At 40.4% G+C, this 23,421-nt stretch carries 20 protein-coding genes; 9 read left to right on the top strand and 11 right to left on the bottom strand.

Annotation, left to right across the window (positions count from 1 at the left end; genetic code table 11):
- Positions 1–66: 66 nt before the first annotated feature.
- Complete coding sequence (locus QK890_RS14515) at positions 67–2,097, top strand: histidine kinase (protein ID WP_349509222.1); 2,031 nt, start codon at positions 67–69, stop codon at positions 2,095–2,097.
- Positions 2,098–2,108: 11 nt separating this feature from the next.
- Positions 2,109–2,864 (top strand): LytTR family DNA-binding domain-containing protein, encoded by a 756-nt coding sequence (locus QK890_RS14520; protein WP_005779643.1) that lies wholly within the window; start codon positions 2,109–2,111, stop codon positions 2,862–2,864.
- A 364-nt stretch (positions 2,865–3,228) separates the two neighbouring features.
- Here the strand turns inward: QK890_RS14520 and QK890_RS14525 are convergent, their stop codons facing one another.
- Complete coding sequence (locus tag QK890_RS14525) at positions 3,229–3,624, bottom strand: DUF3836 domain-containing protein (RefSeq protein WP_005779642.1); 396 nt, start codon at positions 3,622–3,624, stop codon at positions 3,229–3,231.
- 270 nt (positions 3,625–3,894) lie between these two features.
- A complete protein-coding gene (gene polA / locus QK890_RS14530) occupies positions 3,895–6,702 on the bottom strand; it encodes a DNA polymerase I (RefSeq protein ID WP_349509223.1) in 2,808 nt (935 codons plus the stop codon).
- Positions 6,703–6,787: 85 nt separating this feature from the next.
- On the opposite strand from polA, the gene QK890_RS14535 reads away from it, so the two are divergent.
- Positions 6,788–7,762 (top strand): polyprenyl synthetase family protein, encoded by a 975-nt coding sequence (locus tag QK890_RS14535; RefSeq protein ID WP_022011643.1) that lies wholly within the window; start codon positions 6,788–6,790, stop codon positions 7,760–7,762.
- A gap of 5 nt (positions 7,763–7,767) precedes the next feature.
- Here QK890_RS14535 and QK890_RS14540 read toward each other — a convergent pair whose 3' ends face one another.
- The 7 genes from QK890_RS14540 to mnmG all read right to left on the bottom strand — a co-directional run bounded on the left by QK890_RS14540 (position 7,768) and on the right by mnmG (position 14,944).
- The gene (locus tag QK890_RS14540) at positions 7,768–8,475 is read right to left on the bottom strand and encodes a DUF1266 domain-containing protein (RefSeq protein WP_367627434.1); all 708 of its coding nucleotides are present in this window, start codon (positions 8,473–8,475) and stop codon (positions 7,768–7,770) included.
- Between the two features lie 400 nt (positions 8,476–8,875).
- The gene (gene deoC / locus QK890_RS14545) at positions 8,876–9,778 is read right to left on the bottom strand and encodes a deoxyribose-phosphate aldolase (protein ID WP_005812349.1); all 903 of its coding nucleotides are present in this window, start codon (positions 9,776–9,778) and stop codon (positions 8,876–8,878) included.
- A complete protein-coding gene (locus QK890_RS14550; RefSeq protein WP_005779634.1) occupies positions 9,765–10,103 on the bottom strand; it encodes a nucleotide pyrophosphohydrolase in 339 nt (112 codons plus the stop codon). The genes deoC and QK890_RS14550 overlap by 14 nt, the downstream gene beginning before the upstream one ends.
- The gene (gene dtd, locus QK890_RS14555; RefSeq protein ID WP_005779633.1) at positions 10,103–10,555 is read right to left on the bottom strand and encodes a D-aminoacyl-tRNA deacylase; all 453 of its coding nucleotides are present in this window, start codon (positions 10,553–10,555) and stop codon (positions 10,103–10,105) included. The genes QK890_RS14550 and dtd overlap by 1 nt, the downstream gene beginning before the upstream one ends.
- A 45-nt stretch (positions 10,556–10,600) precedes the next feature.
- Positions 10,601–12,427, bottom strand: a complete 1,827-nt coding sequence (gene uvrC, locus QK890_RS14560; RefSeq protein ID WP_032536493.1) for an excinuclease ABC subunit UvrC — start codon at positions 12,425–12,427, stop codon at positions 10,601–10,603.
- A gap of 51 nt (positions 12,428–12,478) precedes the next feature.
- Entirely contained in the window at positions 12,479–13,015 is a 537-nt protein-coding gene (locus QK890_RS14565) for an adenine phosphoribosyltransferase (protein ID WP_022011645.1), read from the bottom strand.
- 51 nt (positions 13,016–13,066) lie between these two features.
- Entirely contained in the window at positions 13,067–14,944 is a 1,878-nt protein-coding gene (gene mnmG, locus QK890_RS14570; RefSeq protein WP_005812343.1) for a tRNA uridine-5-carboxymethylaminomethyl(34) synthesis enzyme MnmG, read from the bottom strand.
- A 736-nt stretch (positions 14,945–15,680) separates the two neighbouring features.
- On the opposite strand from mnmG, the gene QK890_RS14575 reads away from it, so the two are divergent.
- The 4 genes from QK890_RS14575 to QK890_RS14590 all read left to right on the top strand — a co-directional run bounded on the left by QK890_RS14575 (position 15,681) and on the right by QK890_RS14590 (position 19,555).
- Positions 15,681–17,372 carry a hypothetical protein gene (locus QK890_RS14575; RefSeq protein WP_005812341.1) on the top strand — a complete coding sequence of 564 codons (1,692 nt, stop codon included), beginning with the start codon at positions 15,681–15,683 and terminating at the stop codon, positions 17,370–17,372.
- A 169-nt stretch (positions 17,373–17,541) separates the two neighbouring features.
- Entirely contained in the window at positions 17,542–17,904 is a 363-nt protein-coding gene (locus tag QK890_RS14580; RefSeq protein ID WP_005779625.1) for a hypothetical protein, read from the top strand.
- A 29-nt stretch (positions 17,905–17,933) separates the two neighbouring features.
- Entirely contained in the window at positions 17,934–19,157 is a 1,224-nt protein-coding gene (locus QK890_RS14585; RefSeq protein WP_005779623.1) for a C10 family peptidase, read from the top strand.
- Positions 19,158–19,174: 17 nt separating this feature from the next.
- Positions 19,175–19,555 (top strand): hypothetical protein, encoded by a 381-nt coding sequence (locus QK890_RS14590; RefSeq protein WP_005779621.1) that lies wholly within the window; start codon positions 19,175–19,177, stop codon positions 19,553–19,555.
- Between the two features lie 160 nt (positions 19,556–19,715).
- On the opposite strand, the gene ybeY is transcribed toward QK890_RS14590, so the two are convergent.
- Together ybeY and QK890_RS14600 are read right to left on the bottom strand one after the other, a co-directional pair.
- Positions 19,716–20,135, bottom strand: a complete 420-nt coding sequence (ybeY, locus tag QK890_RS14595; protein ID WP_005779618.1) for an rRNA maturation RNase YbeY — start codon at positions 20,133–20,135, stop codon at positions 19,716–19,718.
- Positions 20,136–20,148: 13 nt separating this feature from the next.
- The gene (locus tag QK890_RS14600; RefSeq protein WP_005812336.1) at positions 20,149–21,381 is read right to left on the bottom strand and encodes a nucleoside recognition domain-containing protein; all 1,233 of its coding nucleotides are present in this window, start codon (positions 21,379–21,381) and stop codon (positions 20,149–20,151) included.
- 106 nt (positions 21,382–21,487) lie between these two features.
- Here QK890_RS14600 and QK890_RS14605 point away from each other — a divergent pair, with 106 nt between their 5' ends.
- Positions 21,488–22,186, top strand: coding sequence for a DNA alkylation repair protein (locus QK890_RS14605; protein WP_005812333.1), 699 nt, complete (start codon positions 21,488–21,490; stop codon positions 22,184–22,186).
- A gap of 192 nt (positions 22,187–22,378) precedes the next feature.
- Positions 22,379–23,407: a Holliday junction branch migration DNA helicase RuvB gene (gene ruvB, locus QK890_RS14610; protein WP_005779612.1), complete on the top strand. Its 1,029-nt coding sequence runs from the start codon at positions 22,379–22,381 to the stop codon at positions 23,405–23,407.
- Positions 23,408–23,421 lie beyond the last annotated feature (14 nt).

The following is a 23,421-nucleotide window of genomic DNA, read 5'->3' on the forward strand; positions in this document are numbered from 1 at the left end:
TTCGTTTGTTATCGAATTTAAAAAAAGGATGTATTTTTGTTGGGTATTACACGTGAAATCAAAACAATGAGGCATAAAACAAACCGGGCAATTGTATTTTTTTGTTTGTTATTACTGTTAACGGGCTGTAAACAAAACACAAGCCATTCTGATTTAGCTTTTCCGGGCATGAGTCCGGACTCTGTGGAACGGTGCGCCCAGGATTCATTGTTTACCAATACTCAATATTCACGTCATCTGTTGCGACAAGCCTTGTCGGGCACCTCTGACAGCCTATCCTATTACCGGCTTTTATCATTCTATTCCAAATCTTATTTTGTTACGGCGGATTTTGATTCAATCCTGTATTATAATCAGTTTATTAAGCGTTTTTGCGACAGGGTTACACCTTCACCGGAGGTACATGATTTGCTTTCTACCGTTTATAATATAGAGGGTAACGTTCTGATGCAGCGTACTCAGCCCGACTCTGCAATCATCTCCTATGAAAAAGCATACAAAGAAAGGTTACAGGGAAAGGAGCCGGACTATCTGCCGGACTTATGCATAAATCTGGCTGATGCCAATGTTCATAAAGGAGATTATACGTATGCTGCGTATTACTATCGCCGGGCCTTGTTTCTTTGCGATTCCCTCGGATTACCGGATCGTAATAAGTTTCCGGTTTACTATGGTCTCGGACAGACATACATGGAATTGCGCGACTTTGAACTTTCCAATCATTATTATGAGTTGGCCGGGGCTTTTTTTGACCGTATGAGCGTTTCTGAGAAATGGACTTATCTGAATAACCGGGGAAATCATTTTTATTATAAGAAAGATTACCCCCAGGCTGTCTGTTACATCAGTCGTGCATTGGATGTGGTAGAGTCTTATCCGCAAATGGTTTTTGAGCAGAATCTTTGTAAGGCAAATCTCGGTGAGCTTTATGTGATAACCAATAAACTGGACTCAGCGCAACTATATCTGGACGAAAGTTATAGGTTCTTCTCCGAAATCGGGAATCAATCGGCACTCTATTACATAGAGACACAAATGATTGAGCTTGCACTTAAAAAGGGGAATGTGGCTCTTGCCGGACAAATTATCAAACGCTCGGCCAATTATGGACATATAGATGCCAATATGATAAACATACGTAATCACTACCTTCAGCATTATTACGAACGGGTAGGGGATTATAAAAAGGCTTATGAATATCAGAAATACGATCTTCAACTTAATGATTCTATTCGCAATGAACGGGTTCGTACTCGCGTTGCAGAATTGGATATGCGTTATCGGCAGGATACGATTGTGATGCGTAGAGAGTTGGTGATTGAGAAACAAAGAGGGGAGATGAAGGAACTGAAACTGACAGCATATATATGGGCTTTGGTTTGTATTGTATCTGTTGTCGTGGCAGGATGTATTTATTGGTATATGAAGAAGAAGCGTATGTTTCTTCAGGAACGGCATATCAATCAGATCGGGCGTCTTCGCATGGAGAATATTCGGAACCGGATTTCACCCCATTTTACATTTAATGTGCTGAATCGTGAGATTAGTCAGTTTAAGGGTGACGGGGCTTTGTGTGATGATCTTACGGAGCTGGTCAGGCTGCTTCGTAAGAGTTTGGAGTTTACGGAGAAACTTAGCGTTTCTCTTTATGATGAACTGGAATTTGTGAAAACCTATATTCGTCTGGAGCAGGGACGTCTCGGAGATGATTTTTCAATGGATATAAAGATCGAAGGGGGCTTGGATATTCAACAAGTGATCATCCCCTCAATGATTGTACAGATACCGGTAGAGAATGCGTTAAAACATGGGCTGGCCGGAATCGAAGGTTTAAAGTCGCTCCGCATATCAGTCTGCCGGAGAGGCAATGGTATATTGGTTGATATTTGTGATAATGGGCGTGGATATTCACCACAAACTATGTCATCTGCGCGTGGGACAGGAACAGGGTTGAAGGTACTTTATCAGACCATTCAGCTATTGAATGATAAAAATCGAGAGAAGATATGTTTCGAGATAAAAAATCTGGCGAATAATGGGCAGGCCGGAACACAGGTTTTAGTCTATATACCATTTGGCTATTCTTACAATTTATAAAGATAGGAAATATGTATAAGGTGATTATTATAGATGATGAGAAGGCTGCTATTGAGGCTTTGCGTCGGGATCTGGAAATGCAGGCTGATCTGGAGATAAAAGGGACAGCCGGCAATGGGGCAAAAGGGAAGAAGCTTATCATGGATATACATCCTGACCTTTTGTTCCTGGATATAGAATTGCCTGATATTCAAGGAATCCGTTTGCTTAGTGAGATTCGTGAGCAGGTCTTGTGGGACATGAAAGTCGTTTTCTATACTGCTTATGATAAATATTTGCTGCAGGCTCTGCGTGAGTCAGCCTTCGATTATTTGCTGAAACCTTATGATACTGAAGAACTGAACTTGATTATTGAGCGTTACCGTAAAACAATGGCTGCTGCCCAACCCATTCCCTCTTTCTCTTCTGCTGTCGGCACTTTAATTCCCGGTAGGGATCTATTTATGATCAGTACAGTGACAGGTTTCAGATTTCTCCGTCTTGAAGAAATAGGATATTTTGAATATTTGAAAGATAAGCGCTTGTGGCAAGTGGAGCTTTTTAATCAAACAAAGCTTTGTTTGAAGAAAAATACAACGGCTGGAGATATAACCGGTTACTCCGATGCATTCGTACAGATCAGCCAGTCGGCTATAATCAACATCAATTATTTGGCAATGATTAAAAGTAAGCAGTGCCTGCTTTATCCTCCTTTTAGTGATAAAGAGGACTTAGTTATTTCACGGGGATTTTTGAAGGAGCTGCAAGAACGCTTCTGTATAATTTAAGGTTTTTCTGTCAGATAAGCTTTTATTTTGCCATTTATACCTTGTCTGCAACCATATATCCTATTTTTAGATAAAGAGGAGTTGTTGTACTCTCTCTTTGCTTGTATCTTTGTGAGGTACGATTACTCTTAAAAAATACTGAGATGAACAGTATTAAACAATTCTCTTGATAGTTAACTGGTTGGGTAAAGCCGGAGCTTTTTGTGAAAAAACTCCGGCTATTTTATAGGGGTACTTTTAAAGGTCATTTCTTTGATTTACTCTTTTATGTTTCACGTGACACAAAAAAAGACCGAAGCTACTGCAACGGTCTTTTCAGAGTATGTATTGTGTTAGATCTTTAAGAGAGTAAAGTATTGGAGAACTATAGATTAGGGTTATCCATTGTAACAGTCATTTCCGGAGCCAGTATAAATTCTTGTTTCCGGTTATTCCATTTATAATAGTTTGTAGTAACAGTTTTGCCTTCGTATGTATAGCGAACGAGCAGATCATTTTCCCAGTTATTTTTATAGCTGTTCCATTTCATGGTCTGACTTTCGATCATACGTTTATTGGTATCGTATTTATAGTTGTATTTCATGTAATTGGCCAAAGAAGAACCTTCCATTTTGTAAACGGTTTGTCCTACAAGCATGCCGTTTTCTTCTTCAGAGTTATAAATAAGATTGTTATCATAGTTCCGTGCACAAACTGTAATGCTGCTTACTAAAAGAACTGCTGATAATACTGCTGTTTTTAAAAATCCTGTTGTTTTCATGATATCTGTTTTTAAGTCTTTGAATTGTCAAATTTCCAATGTTAGTTGGTTTTAACGGCGACAAAGTTACATATAAAATGGATATAAATGCATAAAGCCCGAAGTTTTTTTATCATATTGTCAATTGTTGGCTTCCGGTTGAGATTACTTTTTGATCCATTTAATAGAAAAAAGATATCCGGCAGGTAGCTTGCCGGATATTTATATAAACAGTAAGTATTTTTAGATGCTTTTTAAGCAGCTTTTTGAATGAATGGTTAATGATTGTTATCAATGTGCTTGCAGCCAGTTTGTACCCCATCCGCAATCTGCTTTTAAAGGGACATGCATACGATAGGCTTTCTCCATTTCTTCAATAACCACTTGCTCTACTATCTCTTTTTCTTTTACCGGTACACTGAAGTTCAGTTCATCGTGTACTTGCAAAATCATTTTAGCTTTCAAGCCTTCAGCTTTAAAACGTTCATAAATACGGGCCATAGCAACTTTGATTATGTCCGCTGCACTTCCCTGTATCGGAGCATTGATTGCATTGCGTTCTGCATATCCCCGCACTACCGCATTGCGTGAGTTGATATCCGGCAGGAAGCGTTTGCGATGGAAAATGGTTTCAACATAGCCGTGTTCACGCGCCACTTGAATACTTTTGTCCATGTAGGCTTTTACTTGCGGATAAGTTTCAAAATAACCGTCTATCAGTTCTTTGGCTTCTTTGCGGTCTACATTCATACGTTCGGCCAAACCGAAAACGGAAATACCATAAATGATGCCGAAGTTGGCAGTCTTGGCTTTACGCCGCATGTCTGCAGTTACCTCCTTTATATCTACTTTATAGATCTTAGCCGCTGTAGCAGCATGAATATCATAGCCGCTGAGAAAAGCATCAATCATGTTTTTATCTTCGCTCAAGTGCGCCATTATACGTAATTCAATCTGTGAATAGTCGGCGGAAAAGAAGCTGCAACCGTCATCGGGAATAAAGGCTTTACGGATTTCTTTGCCATCTTCGTCCCGGATCGGAATGTTTTGCAGATTAGGGTTACTGGAACTGAGTCTTCCTGTTGCAGTAACAGTTTGATTGAATGAGGTATGTATGCGGCCTGTTCTTGGATTGATCAGTTGTGGAAGAGCATCGATGTAAGTGCTTAATAGTTTCTTTAGCCCTCTGTATTCCAATATTTTACCGATAACATCATGTTTGTTGCGTAAGCTTTCTAAGACCTCTTCTGAGGTGACGTACTGTCCGGTCTTTGTTTTTTTAGCTTTTTCTACTATTTTCAATTTATCGAACAGTATTTCTCCTACCTGTTTGGGGGATGCAATGTTGAATTCTTCTCCGGCGAGGTTATAGATCTCTTTTTCGATACTCTGTAATCTTGTGGTGAAGTGCTCTGACGATTGTTTCAATGCTTCCGTATCTAAACGGACTCCGTTGCTTTCGATATTGACAAGAACGGGAACAAGAGGCATTTCTATTTCATAAAATAATTTCTCAGCATCATTCTTCTTTAATTCCTGTTCCAGGATATTTTTTAGTTTAAGCGTGACATCTGCATCTTCACAGGCATACAGATAAACATCTTTGGGAGAGAGGTCGCGCATGTTTTTTTGTCCTTTTCCTCTCGGTCCAATTAACTCTTCAATATGGATCGTCTGATAATGCAGGTAGATTTCTGCCAGATAGTCCATGTTATGCCGAAGCTCCGGTTGGAGTACATAATGTGCCACCATGGTATCAAAGAGTCTGCCTCGGATTTCAATGCCATAGTTCTGAAGAACGAGCATGTCATACTTTATGTTTTGTCCAACCTTGAGTGACTTTTCGTTTTTGAAAACAGATTCAAATTCCCGAACGATTTTAGTCGCTTCTTCTCGTCCCGCCGGTACCGGAATATAAAATGCCTGATTTTCGGCGATACTAAAGCTCATTCCGACCAACTCTGCATCCATCGGATCTGTTCCGGTTGTTTCCGTATCTAACGCAAGAATTTCTGATGTCAGCAATTTTTTAATTATTTCCTGTCTTTTTGATTCAGTATCAATGAGTTGATAGTCGTAGGTTAATGAATTTAAGCTTTCCAGATTTGATTTTTTCTCTTCAGTTGGAGTGTCGGGCGTAAATTCTTCGAAGAGATTACCTTGAATGGGACTATTTTCTTGACTAAACAGTGGTCCGGCAGGAGAGGGGGACGGTGATGATTCTTTTTTGAATATCCGTTCCATCAATGTACGAAATTCCAGCTCCTCAAAGATTTTGCGGAGTGCTTCTTCGTCTGCTTGTTCGCGGACAAGTGAATTCATGTCGAGTTGGATCGGTACATCTATTTTAATTGTTGCCAGGAACTTTGAGAAAATGATCATTTCCCGGTTCGTTTCAACTTTTGTCTTCAATGCTCCCTTCAACTGATCGGTATGTTCAAGGAGATTTTCAATGCTGCCAAACTCAGCAATTAATTTCTGAGCTGTTTTTTCTCCTACTCCCGGGCATCCCGGAATATTATCGGAGGAGTCACCCATCAGTCCGAGCATATCGATAACCTGTGCCGGAGATTGGATATCGAATTTAGCTTTTACTTGTTCTATCCCCATTACCTCAAATTCCTTATCTCCATATTTGGGGCGATACATGAATACATGATCTGTTACCAGTTGACCATAATCTTTGTCGGGAGTCATCATGTAAGTGGTGATACCCTGTTTCCCGGCTTCTGTTGCCAAAGTCCCGATTACGTCATCTGCTTCGTATCCCGACACTTCGAGGATGGGAATTCGGTAAGCTCTGATGATATCTTTTATAATAGGTACGGAAAGGCGGATTGCTTCCGGAGTTTCTTCGCGTTGGGCTTTGTATTGCTCAAAAGCTTCGTGGCGGAACGTGGGGCCTGATGGGTCGAATGCAACTCCGATGTGAGTGGGGTTCTCTTTCTTCAATACTTCTTCCAGAGTGTTAACGAATCCCAGTATGGCCGATGTATTAAATCCCTTGGAATTAATGCGGGGATTTTTTATGAACGCATAGTACGCCCGATATATAAGAGCATAAGCATCTAAGAGGAACAGTTTGCTGTTTTGATTCATATTTTTCAGTTTTTTCATGGTAAAAGTACAAAAAAATACCGTATTAACCGTTTTATTATTACTTTTGTGCTCAAATAGTGTGTGCATGGATAGCTTATCTTTAATAAAGTCCCCGATTACTACGGAGCTGGAAGATTTCAAAAATCTGTTTGATAGTTCTCTGTCCAGTTCAAATCTTTTGCTTAATAATGTGATTGCTCACATCCGGCAGAGGAATGGTAAGATGATGCGCCCTATTCTTGTGTTGCTTGTAGCAAAGCTTTATGGAGAAATAAAGCCTGCTACTTTACATGCAGCTGTATCCCTTGAACTTCTTCATACGGCAAGTCTGGTGCATGATGATGTAGTGGACGAAAGCACGGAACGTCGTGGTCAACTGTCAGTAAATGCCATTTTTAATAATAAAGTAGCGGTATTGGTGGGGGATTTTCTTTTGGCAACGAGTCTGGTACATGCCGAGCGCACTCGCAACCATGATATTATCGGTGTGGTAGCATGTTTAGGACAAGATCTGGCAGAAGGAGAAATACTGCAACTTTCCAATGTCAGTAACCGGGAATATTCCGAAACGATTTATTTTGATGTTATCCGCAAGAAGACAGCTGCTCTTTTTGCAGCATGTACCAAGGCTGCAGCGCTTTCGGTAGAAATAACCGATGAAAAGGCTGAATTTGCGCGTCTTTTTGGCGAAAATATTGGAATCTGCTTCCAGATAAAAGATGATATTTTCGATTATTTTGAGAGTAAAGAGATTGGTAAACCTACCGGAAACGATATGCTGGAGGGTAAGTTGACTTTACCAGCATTGTATGTACTTAATACTACTAATGATGCATGGGCGCAGGAAATGGCTCTCAAAGTGAAGGATGGTACGGCTACAGTAGACGAAATAGCCCGTTTGATTGAGTTTATCAAACAAAACGGAGGGATAGAGTATGCCATAAAAGTAATGTACGAATATAAAGAACGCGCTCTTGATTTATTGCGTATACTCCCGGATTCGGCAGTAAAGACTGCCCTGATTACATATGTGGATTATGTCGTTGATCGAGATAAATAACTTTTTTATTTCAGTGTTCTTTTTTTCCATGGGCTTTCTTCATCTTCTGTCGCTTTTCGGTAGAGGCTAATATTTCTTTCCTGTTTTTCTTTTTCAGAAGCCTCCATTGCTTGTCCCAAAAGGAAACTTTTTCCTACTTCAGTCCAATTGCTAAAAGCTTGCATACATTGTTGGCCCGCCGAACAAATATAATTCCACGCAAGGTCTTCATTAAAATATCCGGTATCGTAGGCTATCCGTACCAGGCATACCATTCTTCCCATATCCCATGCTAATACCCCTTTTTTTAAGTCTTCTTCTTTGATTTCAACAGCCTGACCAGCTTTTGTACAAGTGATAAAATTGTGTAGGTTGTTGCATTTTCGTATGAAAAGTTCAATGCCGAAAAAACGCTCCCGTAGTTTTTCCTCCAGTTCTTTGGGAGCATATTCTGACAGTAGAAAGGGTAGGAGAATACTGAATGAAGTACGGTCGCCTTCATCATGCAGGAAGTGAATCATTTCAATAACAGCCGTTTCGTTTTTGATTCTTGGACTTCTCTGAAGAAGTTTAGAGAGGGTTTCTTGGTTTGCTCCTGTTGTCAGACTATCTACATAGAAATGCTCTTGCAGACTTGGAATCAGACTGATAAATAATCCGGTTTCCTTTGCCTTGTCTAAACTCTCCCTTTGTTGGTTCCGGTTGAATTGTTGAAATAATGCCTGTTCTGTCATACTCTTGTTTATTTTAATTCTTTGTTAACCGAAAAGCGTGAGAACTGTTGCTCTGTATCTTTCCTGGGGCTTCGGCAAGCCGTTATGATGATACAAGCAACAGTCTCACGCTCCGTTCGATATATAACAAGAGTATATACGTGAAGGTGCGTGAGACCCGTTTGCTTATTACCTTTCATAACATGAATTTTGCCGAATTCCAGGAAAAAGATAATAATTGAAACGTTCTCTAATACAATGATTTAGCCTATTCTCTGTGGGCTAATATCAACGCAAAGATAGAAAAATCTTCTGACTTCTCTATAGGTAACTTTAGTTTTTCTTAAATAAAAATACCGTGTCACCCCACATTAATAAAGGGGACGACACGGCATGACATATTTGATTGCTAATGTAGCCTTTAGAAGAATTTTAGTTCTTCGCCTTTGATTTCAGACAGGAGCAGATTTGCCAAACGACTGGTTCCCAAACGGAACAGTTTGTTACTAAGCCATTCTTCACCTAATATCTCTTTTACAATGGTATAATAAATCAAGGCATCATTTACGCTGTTAATGCCGCCGGCCGGCTTAAAACCTATTTTATTTCCGGTTTGTTCGTGGTATTCTTTGATGGCCTGGCACATTACATAAGCTGCTTCCGGAGTTGCTGCCGGTTGCTGTTTTCCGGTGGATGTTTTGATGAAATCGGCTCCGGAATACATCGATAGGATAGAAGCTTTTTTAATGTTAGAGGCAGTCTTTAGAGCACCTGTTTCAAGGATTACTTTCAGATGATGTTCTTTGCAAGTTTCCTTTAGCTCCATAATTTCTTCACACATCGTTTCGTAGTCACCGTTTAGAAATGCCCCTACAGGAATCACGATATCTATTTCGTCGGCTCCGTCAGCTACTGCCATTGCGGTTTCTGCTATCTTTATTTCAGTAAATGTTTGCGAAGAGGGGAATCCTCCTGATACGCAAGCGATATTTACACCTTCCACCTCGAGTGTATCTTTTACCACCTGTGCAAAATTAGGATATACACAGATTGCCGCAACGTTCTTCAGATCAGGAAATTCATTATCGAACTGATTCACTTTTTCAGTGAATCTCATGACACTTTCATCGCTGTCTGTCGTATTGAGTGTGGTCAGATCAATACAGTTGAAAAGGAATTTTTTTACCTCCTCCGTATTGTTCTCCGGTACTTTTTTATCAATTAATGCTGCAACTTGAGCCTGTACGTCAGCATCGTTCAGTTGCGTGTTGTACTTAGCCAAAGCGGTCAGGTACTTGTCTTGAGGAGTATCATTCATTTCCATGTTCTCTCAGTTTTGGATTGTTGATATGTCTTTTATTATCTCTTTGAGTTTTCTTTTCCAGATTTCGTGCAAATGCCTCTGTGAGGTTTACGCCGGTTTGGTTCGCGATACACAGGAGCACCCAGAGTACGTCTGTTATTTCATCACTGATGTTGTCTTTTTCGCCTTCCTTAAAAGATTGATCGCCATATTTGCGAGCCATAATGCGGGCCAATTCGCCTACTTCTTCCGTGAGAACAGCCATATTGGTCAGTTCGCTGAAATAACGTACACCGTATTCGTGTATCCACGAATCGACGGCTTTCTGTGCTTCTTCTAATGTCATTATTCCTTGTTTTTGGTATCAATACAAATAGTTACAGGCCCATCGTTCAATAATTCTACTTTCATATCGGCTCCGAATTCTCCTGTTCCCACTTCCTTCCCTAATGCACAACTCAAATCTTTGCAGAATTGTTCATAAAGCGGGATTGATATTTCCGGTTTGGCGGCCTTAATATAGGATGGACGATTTCCTTTTTTTGTAGATGCGTGTAGTGTAAACTGACTGATTACCAATATATCACCTCCTGCATCTAAGATTGATTTATTCATAACTCCGTTTTCGTCATCAAAGATGCGGAGATTTACGATTTTCTTGCACAGCCAGTCAATATCCTCCTGTCCGTCCGTATCTTCAATACCTGTCAGAATCATCATTCCTTCCCGAATTGCGGATTTACAGTGTCCGTCAATTGTGACTGAAGCGTGGCTGACGCGTTGTATAACTACTCTCATTCAAATTATATTGCTTAATCTTTACTATTGCAAAGATAGCTATTTTTAGCGATTATTGAGACCCTCTTTTACGATTTTTGCCTTCGATTCACCTATTACCGTGGCCACTTCTTCCATAGAAGCTTCTTTGATACGTTTTACGCTTTTGAACTCTTTCAGCAGGAGGGTTTTCGTTTTCTCCCCGATTCCCTTGATGCTGTCCAGAGCGGATGATACCTGTCGTTTGCTACGTTTGTCTCTATGGAAAGTAATGGCGAAGCGGTGTACTTCATCCTGGATCTGTTCCAATAGCCGGAATAAAGGGCTATGCTGTTTGATGCCGATTGTTTGAGGTGGGAAACCGAAAAGCACTTCAGAAGTTCGGTGTTTGCGGTCTTTGGCAAGCCCGGCAATAGGGATGTCCAGTTGCAACTCTTCCATTACTTGTCTGACTACCTCCATTTGCCCCTTTCCACCGTCAGTGATAATCAGGTCGGGCAGGGGAGATTCTTCCTCTAAGACGCGTTGGTATCGTCTTCTGACAACCTCTTTCATTGAGGCATAATCATCGGCACCTACAACTGTTTTGATATTGTATTTTCTGTAATCGTTCTTTGATGGCTTTGCTTTTTTAAAGACTACGCAGGCTGCCACTGCATCTGTCCCCTGGATATTTGAGTTATCAAAACATTCTATTTGCATCGGCAATCTGTCCAGATGTAGCTCCTGCTGAATCTCCTTCATCAGACGCATACTGCGTTGTTCGGGATTCAGTTTTTCAGCTTGCTTCATCCTGTCAGCCTTATATTGTTTTACGTTGAGTAGAGATAGTTCCAGCAGCTTCTTTTTATCGCCTCGCTGAGGTATGGTGAATGTGACGTTGTTCAACTCCATTTCTATATCGAAAGGAACGATAATCTCACGCGAAGCGCTTTTGTAACGTTCTCTCATTTCGATAATGCCCAATGTGAGCAGTTCTTCTTTTGTTTCATTCAGTTTCTTCTTGTACTCAAAAGTGAAAGCCTGATTGATAGCTCCGTTGGTGATATGGAGATAGTTGATGAAAGCTGATTTCTCACCGTCTTCTTCGATCGAGAATACATCTATGTTATGCAGTACCGAACTGACAACCTCGGATTTCGAACGGTAATTTTCTATTAATGCGTATTTTTCTTTCACCTTTTGTGCTTCCTCGAATTTCATTTCAGCGGCTAATTCCTGCATCTGTTGGTACAGCATTTTGCTTATTTCCTGAGTATTCCCTTTAAGGATCTCTTTTATTTCAGAGATGTTTTTCAGGTATTCTTCTTGTGATTGCAGTCCGATGCATGGTCCGGCACAGTTCTTGATGTGATATTCAAGGCATACATTGAACTTCCCTGCGCGAATATTCTCAGGTGAAAGGTTTAGGTTACATGTGCGTAAAGGGTATAAATGCTTTATCAAATCGAGTACGGCATGCATGGACGGAGCGTGACTATATGGGCCGTAATAGGATGAACCGTTTCGGATGATACGCCTGGTTTTGAATACTCTTGGAAAGTATTCGTTCTGTACACAGATGGACGGATATGTTTTATCGTCTTTCAGCAGGACATTGTAACGCGGCTTATACTTCTTGATCAGGTTATTTTCAAGCAGTAACGCGTCTTCCTCTGAATTTACCACGATGTAGCGTATGTCTGCGATCTTGCTTACTAATACACGGGTTTTTCCGGGTTGATGTTCTTTGCTGAAATAGGAATTAACTCTTCGTTTCAGGTTTTTTGCTTTTCCTACATAGATAATGGTGCCTTCGGCATTCAGATATTGATAAATGCCGGGCTTTTCAGGAAGGTTTGAAACAATCCCTTTTAAGTATTCGCTGGTTTTAAGTTCTTGATCTGTATCCATAAAAAAGGGCATAGTGATTATCACTATGCCCTGCAAATATATTCATTTTATTTATAACGACAATACGGATTGTACCTCTACGTCTTTGTCGTTTTCGAATACTTTTTCCCCATTCAACTCTTTTAATTCAATAATGAAGTTGATATATACTTTCTTCGGATGGAGTTTCTTCACGAGATTACAGGCAGCTTTCATTGTACCTCCGGTTGCCAGCAGGTCATCGTGCAATAATACTACATCATTTTCGTTCAAGGCGTCTTTATGTATCTGCACTGTATCTTTGCCGTATTCTTTGTCATAGCTTTCTTCCATTGTCTCGGCAGGGAGTTTCCCGGGTTTACGGATGGGTATGAATCCTGCTCCAAGGCGGGTTGCGAGAATCGGGCCCATAATAAAGCCCCGTGATTCGATACCTACTACCTTGGTGATCCCTTTATCTTTGTACATTTCGTACATAATATCCGAGAGTTCCTGGAGGCGCTCCGGGTCTTTGAACAGTGTAGTGACATCATAGAATAAAATTCCGGGTATTGGGAAATCCGGTATTTCCCGGATGCTTTTTTTAAGCTTCTCTTTGCTCATAATCATTGTTTTATATCGTTTCTTTAAATGTTTTGTTTCACGTGAAACGCAAGTGCCCTATCGTCCGGAAAGGACCAGTAATACGTTGATGTCGCTTGGCGAAACACCGGGAATCCGGCTTGCTTGCGCTATTGTTTCGGGATCGATTTTCTTAAGCTTCTGCCGGGCTTCAGTCGAAAGTGATTGAAGATTGTCATAATCGAACTTGCCTTTTATCTTAATACTTTCAAGTCTCGCCAACTTGTCAGCGATGATGCGTTCCCGTCCAATGTAGCCTTCATATTTGATTAGAATTTCTGCAGCTTCCAGAATTTCGTCTTTCCTTTCATCTGTGATTTTTTCTAATTCGCGTTTAAATGCCGGTATGTGTTCGGAGATGTTCTCTATTGTAATCTGCGGACGATTAATCAAATCAATCAACTTGCATCCGTGGCGTAGGGGAGTAGTCCCTAATTTTTCAAGTGCATCGTTTATTAATGCAGCTTTAATTGAATAGTTACGGGCAAAGTTTACGATGCTTTCTATTGCTTCACGCTTGCTCTTTAATAAAGCATAGCGGTCCTCTTTTACTAACCCCAATTTGTATGCTCTTTCTGTGAGTCGCATATCTGCATCGTCCATGCGAAGAAGAATGCGATATTCGGCTCGTGAAGTAAACATGCGATAAGGTTCGTCAACTCCTTTAGTCACGAGGTCATCGATTAATACGCCAATATATGCTTCATCTCTTGCTAAGGTGAAAGGCTCCCCGCCATGGCAATTGATGTGTGCATTAATACCTGCAATGATACCTTGTCCGCCGGCTTCTTCATATCCGGTAGTACCATTTACTTGTCCGGCGAAGAAGAGATTTCTGATTTTCTTCGATTCCAACGTGTGTTTTAGTTGTGTCGGATCGAAGTAGTCGTATTCGATTGCGTACCCCGGTCGATAAATAACGAGGTCTTTGAAAGCGGGAACCTTCTTCAGTGCTTTTATCTGTATATCCATCGGCAAAGATGAAGAGAATCCATTCAGATATAATTCCTGCGTAGTTTCTCCTTCCGGTTCAAGGAATAACTGGTGCTGTTCTTTATCGGGAAAGGTTACGATCTTTGTTTCGATACTCGGGCAATAGCGTGGTCCGATACTTTGTATTTGCCCGTTGAAAAGGGGAGAATCGGATAGGCCGTTGCGCAGAATGTCATGTACTTCTTCATTTGTAAAGCATGTCCAGCATTGCAATTGCTTAAGATGTCGCACACTGGTATTCATGAATGAGAATTTGTGGAAGTCGCATTCGCCATCCTGAGTGTCCATCAGTTCGTAATGTACGCTTCTTCCGTCAATACGTACAGGAGTGCCGGTCTTCATTCGTCCGTATTCAACGCCATGTTTCGCGATGGATTCGGTTAATTCGTAAGAGGCCGGTTCTGCCATACGTCCACCCGGAAGTTTTGTTTTTCCGACATGCATCAGTCCGTTCAGGAAAGTTCCTGCGGTCAATACGATACATTTGGCGTGAAACGTCACATCCCAGAAAGTCTTCAGTCCCACAACCTCTCCGTTTTCAACGATAATTTCCTTTACGGTATCCTGCCAGATATGTAAATTAGGTATATTTTCTAATATTTCACGCCAGGCCCAGATAAATTTATTCCGGTCGCACTGTGCACGCGGGCTCCACATAGCCGGTCCTTTCGAACGATTTAGTATACGGAACTGGATAGCTGTCTGATCTGTTACCAATCCCATGTAGCCACCCAAAGCATCTATCTCACGTACAATCTGTCCTTTAGCAATCCCCCCTACAGCAGGGTTACAGCTCATTTGCGCCACCTTGTTCATATCCATAGTGATAAGACAGGTTTTTGAGCCTAAATTTGCTGCCGCTGCAGCAGCCTCACAGCCTGCATGTCCAGCACCAATTACAATAACGTCGTACTTAAAATCCATTGAATCAATGTTTATTTCTTAACCGCGCAAAGTTACGAAAAAGTTGCCAGTTGCGGGTTTTATGCAATAAGTTTTAAGTGTTTATAGGTATCACAAACCAATGATTTAATTTATCGATAAGATCTTAATTTTGCCTTTTTACTGTCAAAACGTTTGTGATTTGAACGTTTTAAAAAACGCTATTTGGGACGAAATACTCTTGATAGCTAAAAATATGAGCAATTGGGGTTCTTTTGGAGCGCAGGCGGTCAAATGAAGTTAACTTCATACCTTCGGGAAGTTAACTTTTTGTTGATAAGATACTAATTCTTTCCAAGTACGAAGTTAACATCGTATTAACATGAAGTTAGGTTTTTGTTAAAAGAGGATGAACTTTACACTCAATAAGCTATTTAATAGTGTAAAAAACACCTTTTCTTTTTCTGAAATTCATCAGAAGTGTTTATGCTATTAAATGTCTTTTTGTTGAATCCATCTATTTTTTGCTTTCTAATATCCATGTTCTGGTTTCCTGTTTGGTCTTTTTGCTTGGGAAGGGTATAAATTCTTATCTTATTGAATTTATCTAATTCAAAATGCCAGCGTTTTTTTGAGTATTGTTTCCGGTTGGACGGAAATATGGGGATGTAGGGGAGTCTGAAAATACAGAATGATAGATTATCAATTGTCTTCTTTTGAAAAATTAGGAAGTTACAGAAAAGAGTCGTAAGTTTGTTGGATAGAAAGTATTATAATTATGAATAAGGCATTTCCTACTCTCATTCTTCTATTGTCTTTAGTAGGGGTATTGATCTCTTGTCAACATTCTTCTTCTGCGTATCCCTCTTCTTTAAGGTATGCCGATTCTCTAATGGAAATTTCTCCTGATCATATTTTGAATTATCTCGGTGAGCTTAATGTATCTGCATATTCAAAAGATGATCGGATCTATTTTGGTTTACTTTTGACACAGGCTACTGATAAAAACTTTTTGCCACTTCTTCCCTGTGATTCACTGATTGATGCGGCACTGGATTATTATGTGAAAAAGGATGGTATTCATTGGGCTCGTGCTTGGTTTTATAAGGGGAGGATTCAACGACAAATGAAAATGACGGAAGAGGCCCTGAAGAGTTGTTTTACCGCTTTGCAAGGGGTAGAAGGGAATACGAAAGAGGAATTGAAGTTGAAAGGAATGATTTATGAAGATATGGGAGGGATCTATTTGGATCAGCTCCTTTATCAGAAAGCGTTTGAAGAGTTCTATCATTCTTATCAGTGCGATTCTTTGCTGAATGATGAAAGGATCTTAATGTATTCTCTGTCGAATATGGGCTGGGTGCGTGTAGTTGAAAAAAAAGAAGAAGAAGCCTCTTTTTATTTGGATCAAGCTTTACGGTTGGCTTCGGCTTTGAATGATTCCATTTTTATAAGTGATCTATATGAACGCATGAGTTTAAATTGTGAGAATGTGGACTCTGCTTTTATATATGCCTGTTTGGCAGAAAACTATTTGACTAAGAAGAACGACTCCATTAGTTTGTGGCTAACATTTGGTGAGTTATATTTGGATAAACAGAAGCTGGATTCCGCAGAATATTATTTAAAACGTATTCTAAATACTTCTGATTTCGAACGGAAGATATTAGCTTCATATTCTTTGGCAGAGGTTGAACAGATCAGAGGAAATTATCAACGTGCTTTTGAATATCAGTCTTATTATGGCGATAATATAGACTCTATTTTCTCTTTAAATCATGCATCTGATATCGAGCGGTTGGCCTATAAATATGATTCGGAAGCGAAGATTACAAAAGAGAAGGAAAGCCGGAAGGTTTTAATTCACCGAATCTGTTATGGAGTAATTTTGTTCGTGCTGATCATTGCTATCGTTTTTCAACGAATCCATCGATGTCGAAAAATAGCTCAAGTGTTGTATGAGCAGCGCGTTGCTTATTTAAAAGAGCGCGTTGCTTCGTCACAGTTCCACATAGAACGTTTGGAAGCTGAAATCAGTTCTTTAAAACAAATAGGTGTGGAACGCGAGCAAGAAATTGTATTGAAGCAATCAGAGTTGCGTCGTATTGTTGACGAGAAAGCGCATTTACGTAATAGTCTATTTAAGGAGACATCTATTTTTAAGCGTATTCAAGAACTAAGCAAACAAGTGAAGCGAGAGTGTGATGAAACGATAAAGAATCCCAAAGTACTTCTTGCGAAAGAACAAGTGCAATTGAAAGAAGTGTTGTTTGAACTTTACGACGATCATATTCAATACCTTCGTGCTACTTATCCTAAAATAACTGATGACGATTGTATCTACTGCTGCCTGAAACTTTGTGAAATGGATGATCAGACTATTGCCTATTGTTTTGGCAATACAAGTAAGCAAATTGTGGTGCAGCGGCGTTTACGTTTAAAGAAAAAAATGAAAGAATCAAATGAATAAATCCTTTTTTTGAGATTTATAGAACATCAAAAGAGAAAAATGTTATCAGATGTGATCGCTTTATCTCTGTAAATTAGCTGTTTATAATAATATAAGTGTTATCTCTTTTCTCATTTTACTAAAGGGGAATAGAGTAACTTTGTCGTCAGAACAATAAACTTATATAACAATGAAAACAAAGATGATTGTATTGGGAGGATTACTATCTGCGCAAATAGTATTTCTGTCTAACAATGTTTATGGAGAGAATTCTATGATTGTAACTATTATGAAAAGTAGACATAGCGTGCATGTGATAACACATAAGAAGGAAAATCTGCAAAGAAGTACTTTACCTGTAGCTTGTGGCTATATCGAAGAGAACCAATTTGTCTTAAGTTTTAGTTTTTCTTTGGAGAATAGAAAGATACGGGTTGTTGACTCTGAAACCGGACAGCAAGTTTTTGATGATACGGTGACTGGTACTGCTGTCTCAATTCTTTTGGACAGAGATTCTAATAGTTTTGACGTTTATATTGGAAGTGAAAATTGATTTTAATTAAAAACTTAAAATAACACGAAATGAAAAGAATATTCAAATTAATATTGTTGTTATCTATATTTTGTGGATGTAATAAGAATGATGAAGAAACCATTGTGGATAACACAAATACAGAAGATATGTCTGAGTATAAAAGAGCTAAAGACTTGATATGCCAATTCAGTGAGAGGATAGATAAAGAGAAAGGTGGTACGAGAAGTAATACCTTGCAAATTACATTATCTTTAGCAGGTAAGAAAGCTATTGTCATTCCGAAAATGATTACAAGAGCTGGGGAGGTTAGTACAGATAGTGTGAATATGTTCGTATTTGATACAGAAAAGGATGGGAAATTGGGGTTTGCAATAGCCACCGGAAAAGCTGAAGTAGGAAGAGTCTATGCTTATGTGGAAAATGGAATGCTGTCAGATACTATAGAAAATGAAGGTATGGCTTATCTTGTTGGTCAGATTCCGGATATTATAAAACAGGATCAACTGAATTCTAGTCTGACAAGAAGCGGTGAACAGAGAACAACACATGTCTCTATACCATTGGTAAAGACCGAATGGAACCAGCATTATCCTTATAATGCTCAGATGCCTACGAATGGGAAGTGCTCTATGAGCTATTATTATGCAGGTTGTATTCCTATTGCAGTCGCTCAGGCAATTACTTATTATAGAAAATGTCCGATAGCTTATGATTGGGATGCATTTACTGTAAATACTGGGGTATACGATACTAATCTGATAGCTCCTGTATCTCAATTTGTGAGAAAGGTAGCGGATGGAATTAAGGTAAGCTATAGATGTGATGGGACAGGAACCAAAAACTTAGGCTCGACTAATGATTTTTTGAAAGGATGGGGATATAATGTCGAAAGACATAAGACGAATGATGTTGATAAGAATTTATTGTATCAATGTCTTATAACTAAAAACGTTGTTGTCTTTGTAGGAAAGAAAAAAAAGGGTACGGGACATGCTTGGTTGGTTGATGGTGGAGTTTTTGAATATTCAGGAAATGCCATGATTGGTTGTACTAATATACAGGTACAAGCGATTCATTGTAATTTTGGATGGAACACGTCTAATAATGGTTGGTATGCTATTAAAGACGGAGCTTATAATAGACCAGCTGATAATGCTTCTCAAGATGGTAATAATCCGACTAATGATAAAAATTCACCGAATGGTAATTATTACACAGATAATGATTATATTTATTTTCATGAAGCTATGGGGACTGAAATCTTATGGTAAAATATAAATTCATAATTATGAAAAAATTATTTTTTTTATGTTGTATATCTTTGGTGTGCATTTACGGATGCAATGATGATTCTGATAAATATTTTTCTAATTTTTTGAAGAGTAAAGAGGCGACTCTTGGTTCGGAGAGGGGGACCATTACGGTAGAAGGATGGGAGAAGTTTAAGCTGGTGCAGGCAAAGGAAATAGTAAATCAAGATACGATTTATACGGTAGATGAAATAAATGGCACTGATTATCAGGGAAGATGGTATCACGTAAAAGTCGATGAAAAACGGATGACTATAGATTGTGATAAGAATGAGACAGGGAATAAGAGAGTAGTTTCTTTACTTTTCCAGGGATCAGGTAATTCGTTTGATTGGTTTTCTCTGACCCAATCAGAATGATTCGGTTTATATATCATAGCTGAATGTATGTTACAATCGGATATTTTAGATATTTGGGATTACAGTTATATATTGAAAAATAAAAGATTAACCTAAAGCTGGATTTTAATTTAGGAGATAGAGTCAGCGTGTAAAAACTTATTCTATCTCCTTTTATCTTTTATTGTTTCCTTATAGCCAATGCCCTGTTTTCTGCCGCTTCCATGATTTCCCGCTCTCCGGGTCCCTTGTCATTAATGCCGCAAAGGTGGAGGATTCCATGAATGATGGTACGGTGTAATTCCTCGTCATAAGTCGTATTGAATTGCTCTGAGTTAGTCTTTACCGTTTCCAGGCTAATAAATAAATCTCCAGAAAGACGGTCACCCTGACAATAGTCGAAGGTGATGATGTCTGTATAGTAATCATGTTGCAAGTACTGGCGGTTTACTTCCAGTATTTTTTCATCCGAACAGAATATATAGGCGATTTCACCGATTCTTTTCCCATAAGTGGCAGCTACGGCTTTGATCCATTCGGTAGTCTCGCGTTTCTTGATATCGGGCATTTTGACACCCTCTGTTTGATAAGTTACGGCCATAATTGTTTTTATTTTAAAAGAAGAATAAATAACTGATTAGAATTGCTGCAATGATTCCGGCAAAATCGGCAATCAGTCCGCACGTCACCGCATTACGTGTTTTCGTGATGCCTACGCTGCCGAAGTAAACAGCCAGAATATAGAAAGTGGTATCGGAAGCTCCGCGAACCACACAGCTCACACGTCCGACAAATGAATCGGGTCCGAATTGCTTCATGGTATCGATCATCAAGCCATTGGCACCGCTTCCACTGAGTGATTTCATTAAGGCAGTCGGCAGTGCACCTACAAAACCGGTGTCAAGTCCACAGAATGCCACAATGGAGCCGATACCTCCAACGAGTATATCCATAGCCCCCGAAGTACGGAAAACCGCGATTCCAACGAGGAAGGCCACCAGGTAAGGAATGATGCGGACTGCTGTGGTGAAGCCTTCTTTGGCACCTTCTACAAAAGAATCGTATACGTTGATTTTTTTTCGAATGCCTGTGCCGATAAATAATATGATGACAGAAAACAGGATCACATTGGCTGTCAAGGTGGAATAAATTCCCATATCTTCGCGTGAAAGCGTAGCCGTCAGGTAAATGATTCCGCCAAAAAAAAGGCTCAGGCAACCCATAAGTGTCAATATCGCTTTGTTTATCAGATTGATGCGCTGGGAAATACTGACAGCGATGACTCCTACCAGTGTGGAGATAAAGGTACTTAGCAAGATGGGGATGAAAATATCCGTTGGCTGTGCAGCTCCCATCTGTGCCCGGTAGACCATAATGCTGATAGGGATGATGATCAATCCGGAAGTATTAATCACCAGGAACATAATCATGGGGTTACTGGCGGTGTCTTTCTTAGGGTTCAGTTCCTGTAACTCTTTCATGGCTTTCAGTCCCATGGGGGTAGCGGCATTGTCGAGTCCCAGCATATTGGCAGACATATTCATAAAAATAGAACCCATGACCGGATGTCCTTTCGGAATGTCCGGAAACAAGCGGCAGAAGACCGGACTCAGCCAGCGTGAAAGGGCATTGATCAGTCCGCTGTTTTCACCGATTTTCATTATTCCGAGCCAAAGGGACAAGACACCGGTGAGTCCGAGGGAAATCTCGAATGCTGTTTTAGAAGAGTCGAAAGTAGAATTGATAATCTCCGTGAATATTTGGGTATCGCCGAAGAACAGGAGTTTGCAGACGGCAACTACGAAAGCAATCACAAAGAACGCAATCCAGATATAATTTAGAACCATAAATATGCCCGTTAATTTTCCTACAAAATTAAGAATATGTTTCTATTCATTGTGGCTTTTTTGCCTATTTTTGTCAGGATGTAACTTTATAAACTCAATTGTCTCGATGAAATCGATAGAAATTCAAAAAGAACTGGAGACTTATGTTGATCCGGTGAAGCGGGAATATCTTCCCGGATTCTTTAAAACCGGAAAAGGGCAGTATGGCGAAGGTGACAAGTTTCTTGGGGTAGTAGTGCCCAATACTCGTATTGTGGCTAAAAGGCATAAGGACATCCCTTTTGAGGTAATGGCCGAATTGCTTCAGTCGGAGTGGCACGAATGCCGGTTGTGTGCATTGCTGATGATGGTGGAACGGTTTAAAAAGTCCGACGAGAAAGAGCGGGAGGCTATCTATCGTTTCTATCTGTCTCAAACGGAACGTATTAACAACTGGGATTTGGTAGACCTGTCGGCTCCTTATATTGTAGGCGAATATCTGAGAGATAAATCACGTGACGATCTTTATCGGCTGGCTGAGAGTAATCTGCTGTGGGAGCAGCGCATCGCGGTAGTGGCTACTGTTACTTTGATCAGAAATAACGATTTCACCGATATTCTTCGTCTGGCAGAGTTGTTGTTGCAGCATAAGCACGACCTGATGCAGAAGGCTATAGGCTGGATGCTCCGTGAGATGGGAAAGAAGGACCGGGACTTGCTGTTGCAATTCTTGGATAAATACAGGATGGTGATGCCACGAACTATGTTGCGTTATTCGATAGAAAAACTGACGGAAGCCGAACGAAAATATTACATGAAGCGTTAATTGGGGCATTGCAGGATTGGCTACAGGGATCCGGGGAACCGAGAGATTTAATCTCTTGCTTATAGGGATGTCATCCTCTGTGAACTCTGTGTCCTCTGTGGTGAACTTCTCGTTTCAAAGGAAAAACTCTGTGAAACGCTGTGCTACTCTGTGATGAAATCTATATCTTTGCTACCTATTTATAAAAAAGAAATGGAAGAAGATTTTAATATACGGGATCATCAACTGACCAGCAGAGAACGGGATTTCGAGAACGCCCTCCGTCCATTGAGCTTTGAAGACTTCAACGGGCAGGACAAGGTGGTCGATAATCTCCGCATTTTTGTCAAGGCGGCTCGCCTGAGGGGTGAAGCACTGGATCATGTATTGCTGCATGGACCTCCCGGATTGGGAAAGACTACTTTATCGAATATTATCGCTAACGAGTTGGGTGTGGGATTTAAGATAACTTCCGGACCAGTACTCGACAAACCGGGTGATCTGGCCGGGGTGCTGACCAGTCTTGAACCGAATGACGTGTTGTTTATCGACGAGATTCACCGTCTTTCACCGGTAGTGGAAGAATATCTCTATTCGGCCATGGAGGACTATCGTATCGATATCATGATCGATAAGGGGCCCTCGGCCCGTAGTATCCAGATTGATCTGAGCCCGTTTACACTGGTGGGGGCGACAACCCGCAGCGGTTTGCTGACGGCTCCTTTGCGTGCCCGTTTCGGTATCAACCTGCATTTGGAGTATTATGACGACGATATATTAAGTGGCATTATCCGCCGTTCGGCAGGTATACTTGACGTGCCTTGTTCGTCTCAGGCAGCCGGTGAAATAGCTTCAAGGAGTCGTGGAACCCCTCGTATAGCCAATGCGCTGCTGCGCAGGGTGCGCGACTTTGCACAGGTGAAAGGTTCGGGATCTATCGACACGGAGATTGCCAACTATGCGCTTGAAGCACTGAACATCGATAAATACGGACTGGATGAAATTGATAATAAGATTCTCTGCACCATTATTGACAAGTTTAAGGGTGGTCCGGTGGGATTGACAACGATTGCCACTGCCCTGGGTGAGGATGCCGGAACGATTGAGGAAGTATACGAGCCATTCCTTATCAAGGAGGGGTTCCTGAAGCGTACTCCCCGGGGACGTGAGGTGACGGAGCTGGCTTACAAACATCTTGGGCGCAGCCTTTACGATAGTCAGAAGACACTGTTTAATGATTAGATACACAAAAACAA

It is taken from the genome of Bacteroides sp. NGMCC 1.200775, assembly GCF_040798045.1.
Classification (GTDB): Bacteria; Bacteroidota; Bacteroidia; order Bacteroidales; family Bacteroidaceae; genus Bacteroides; species Bacteroides hominis.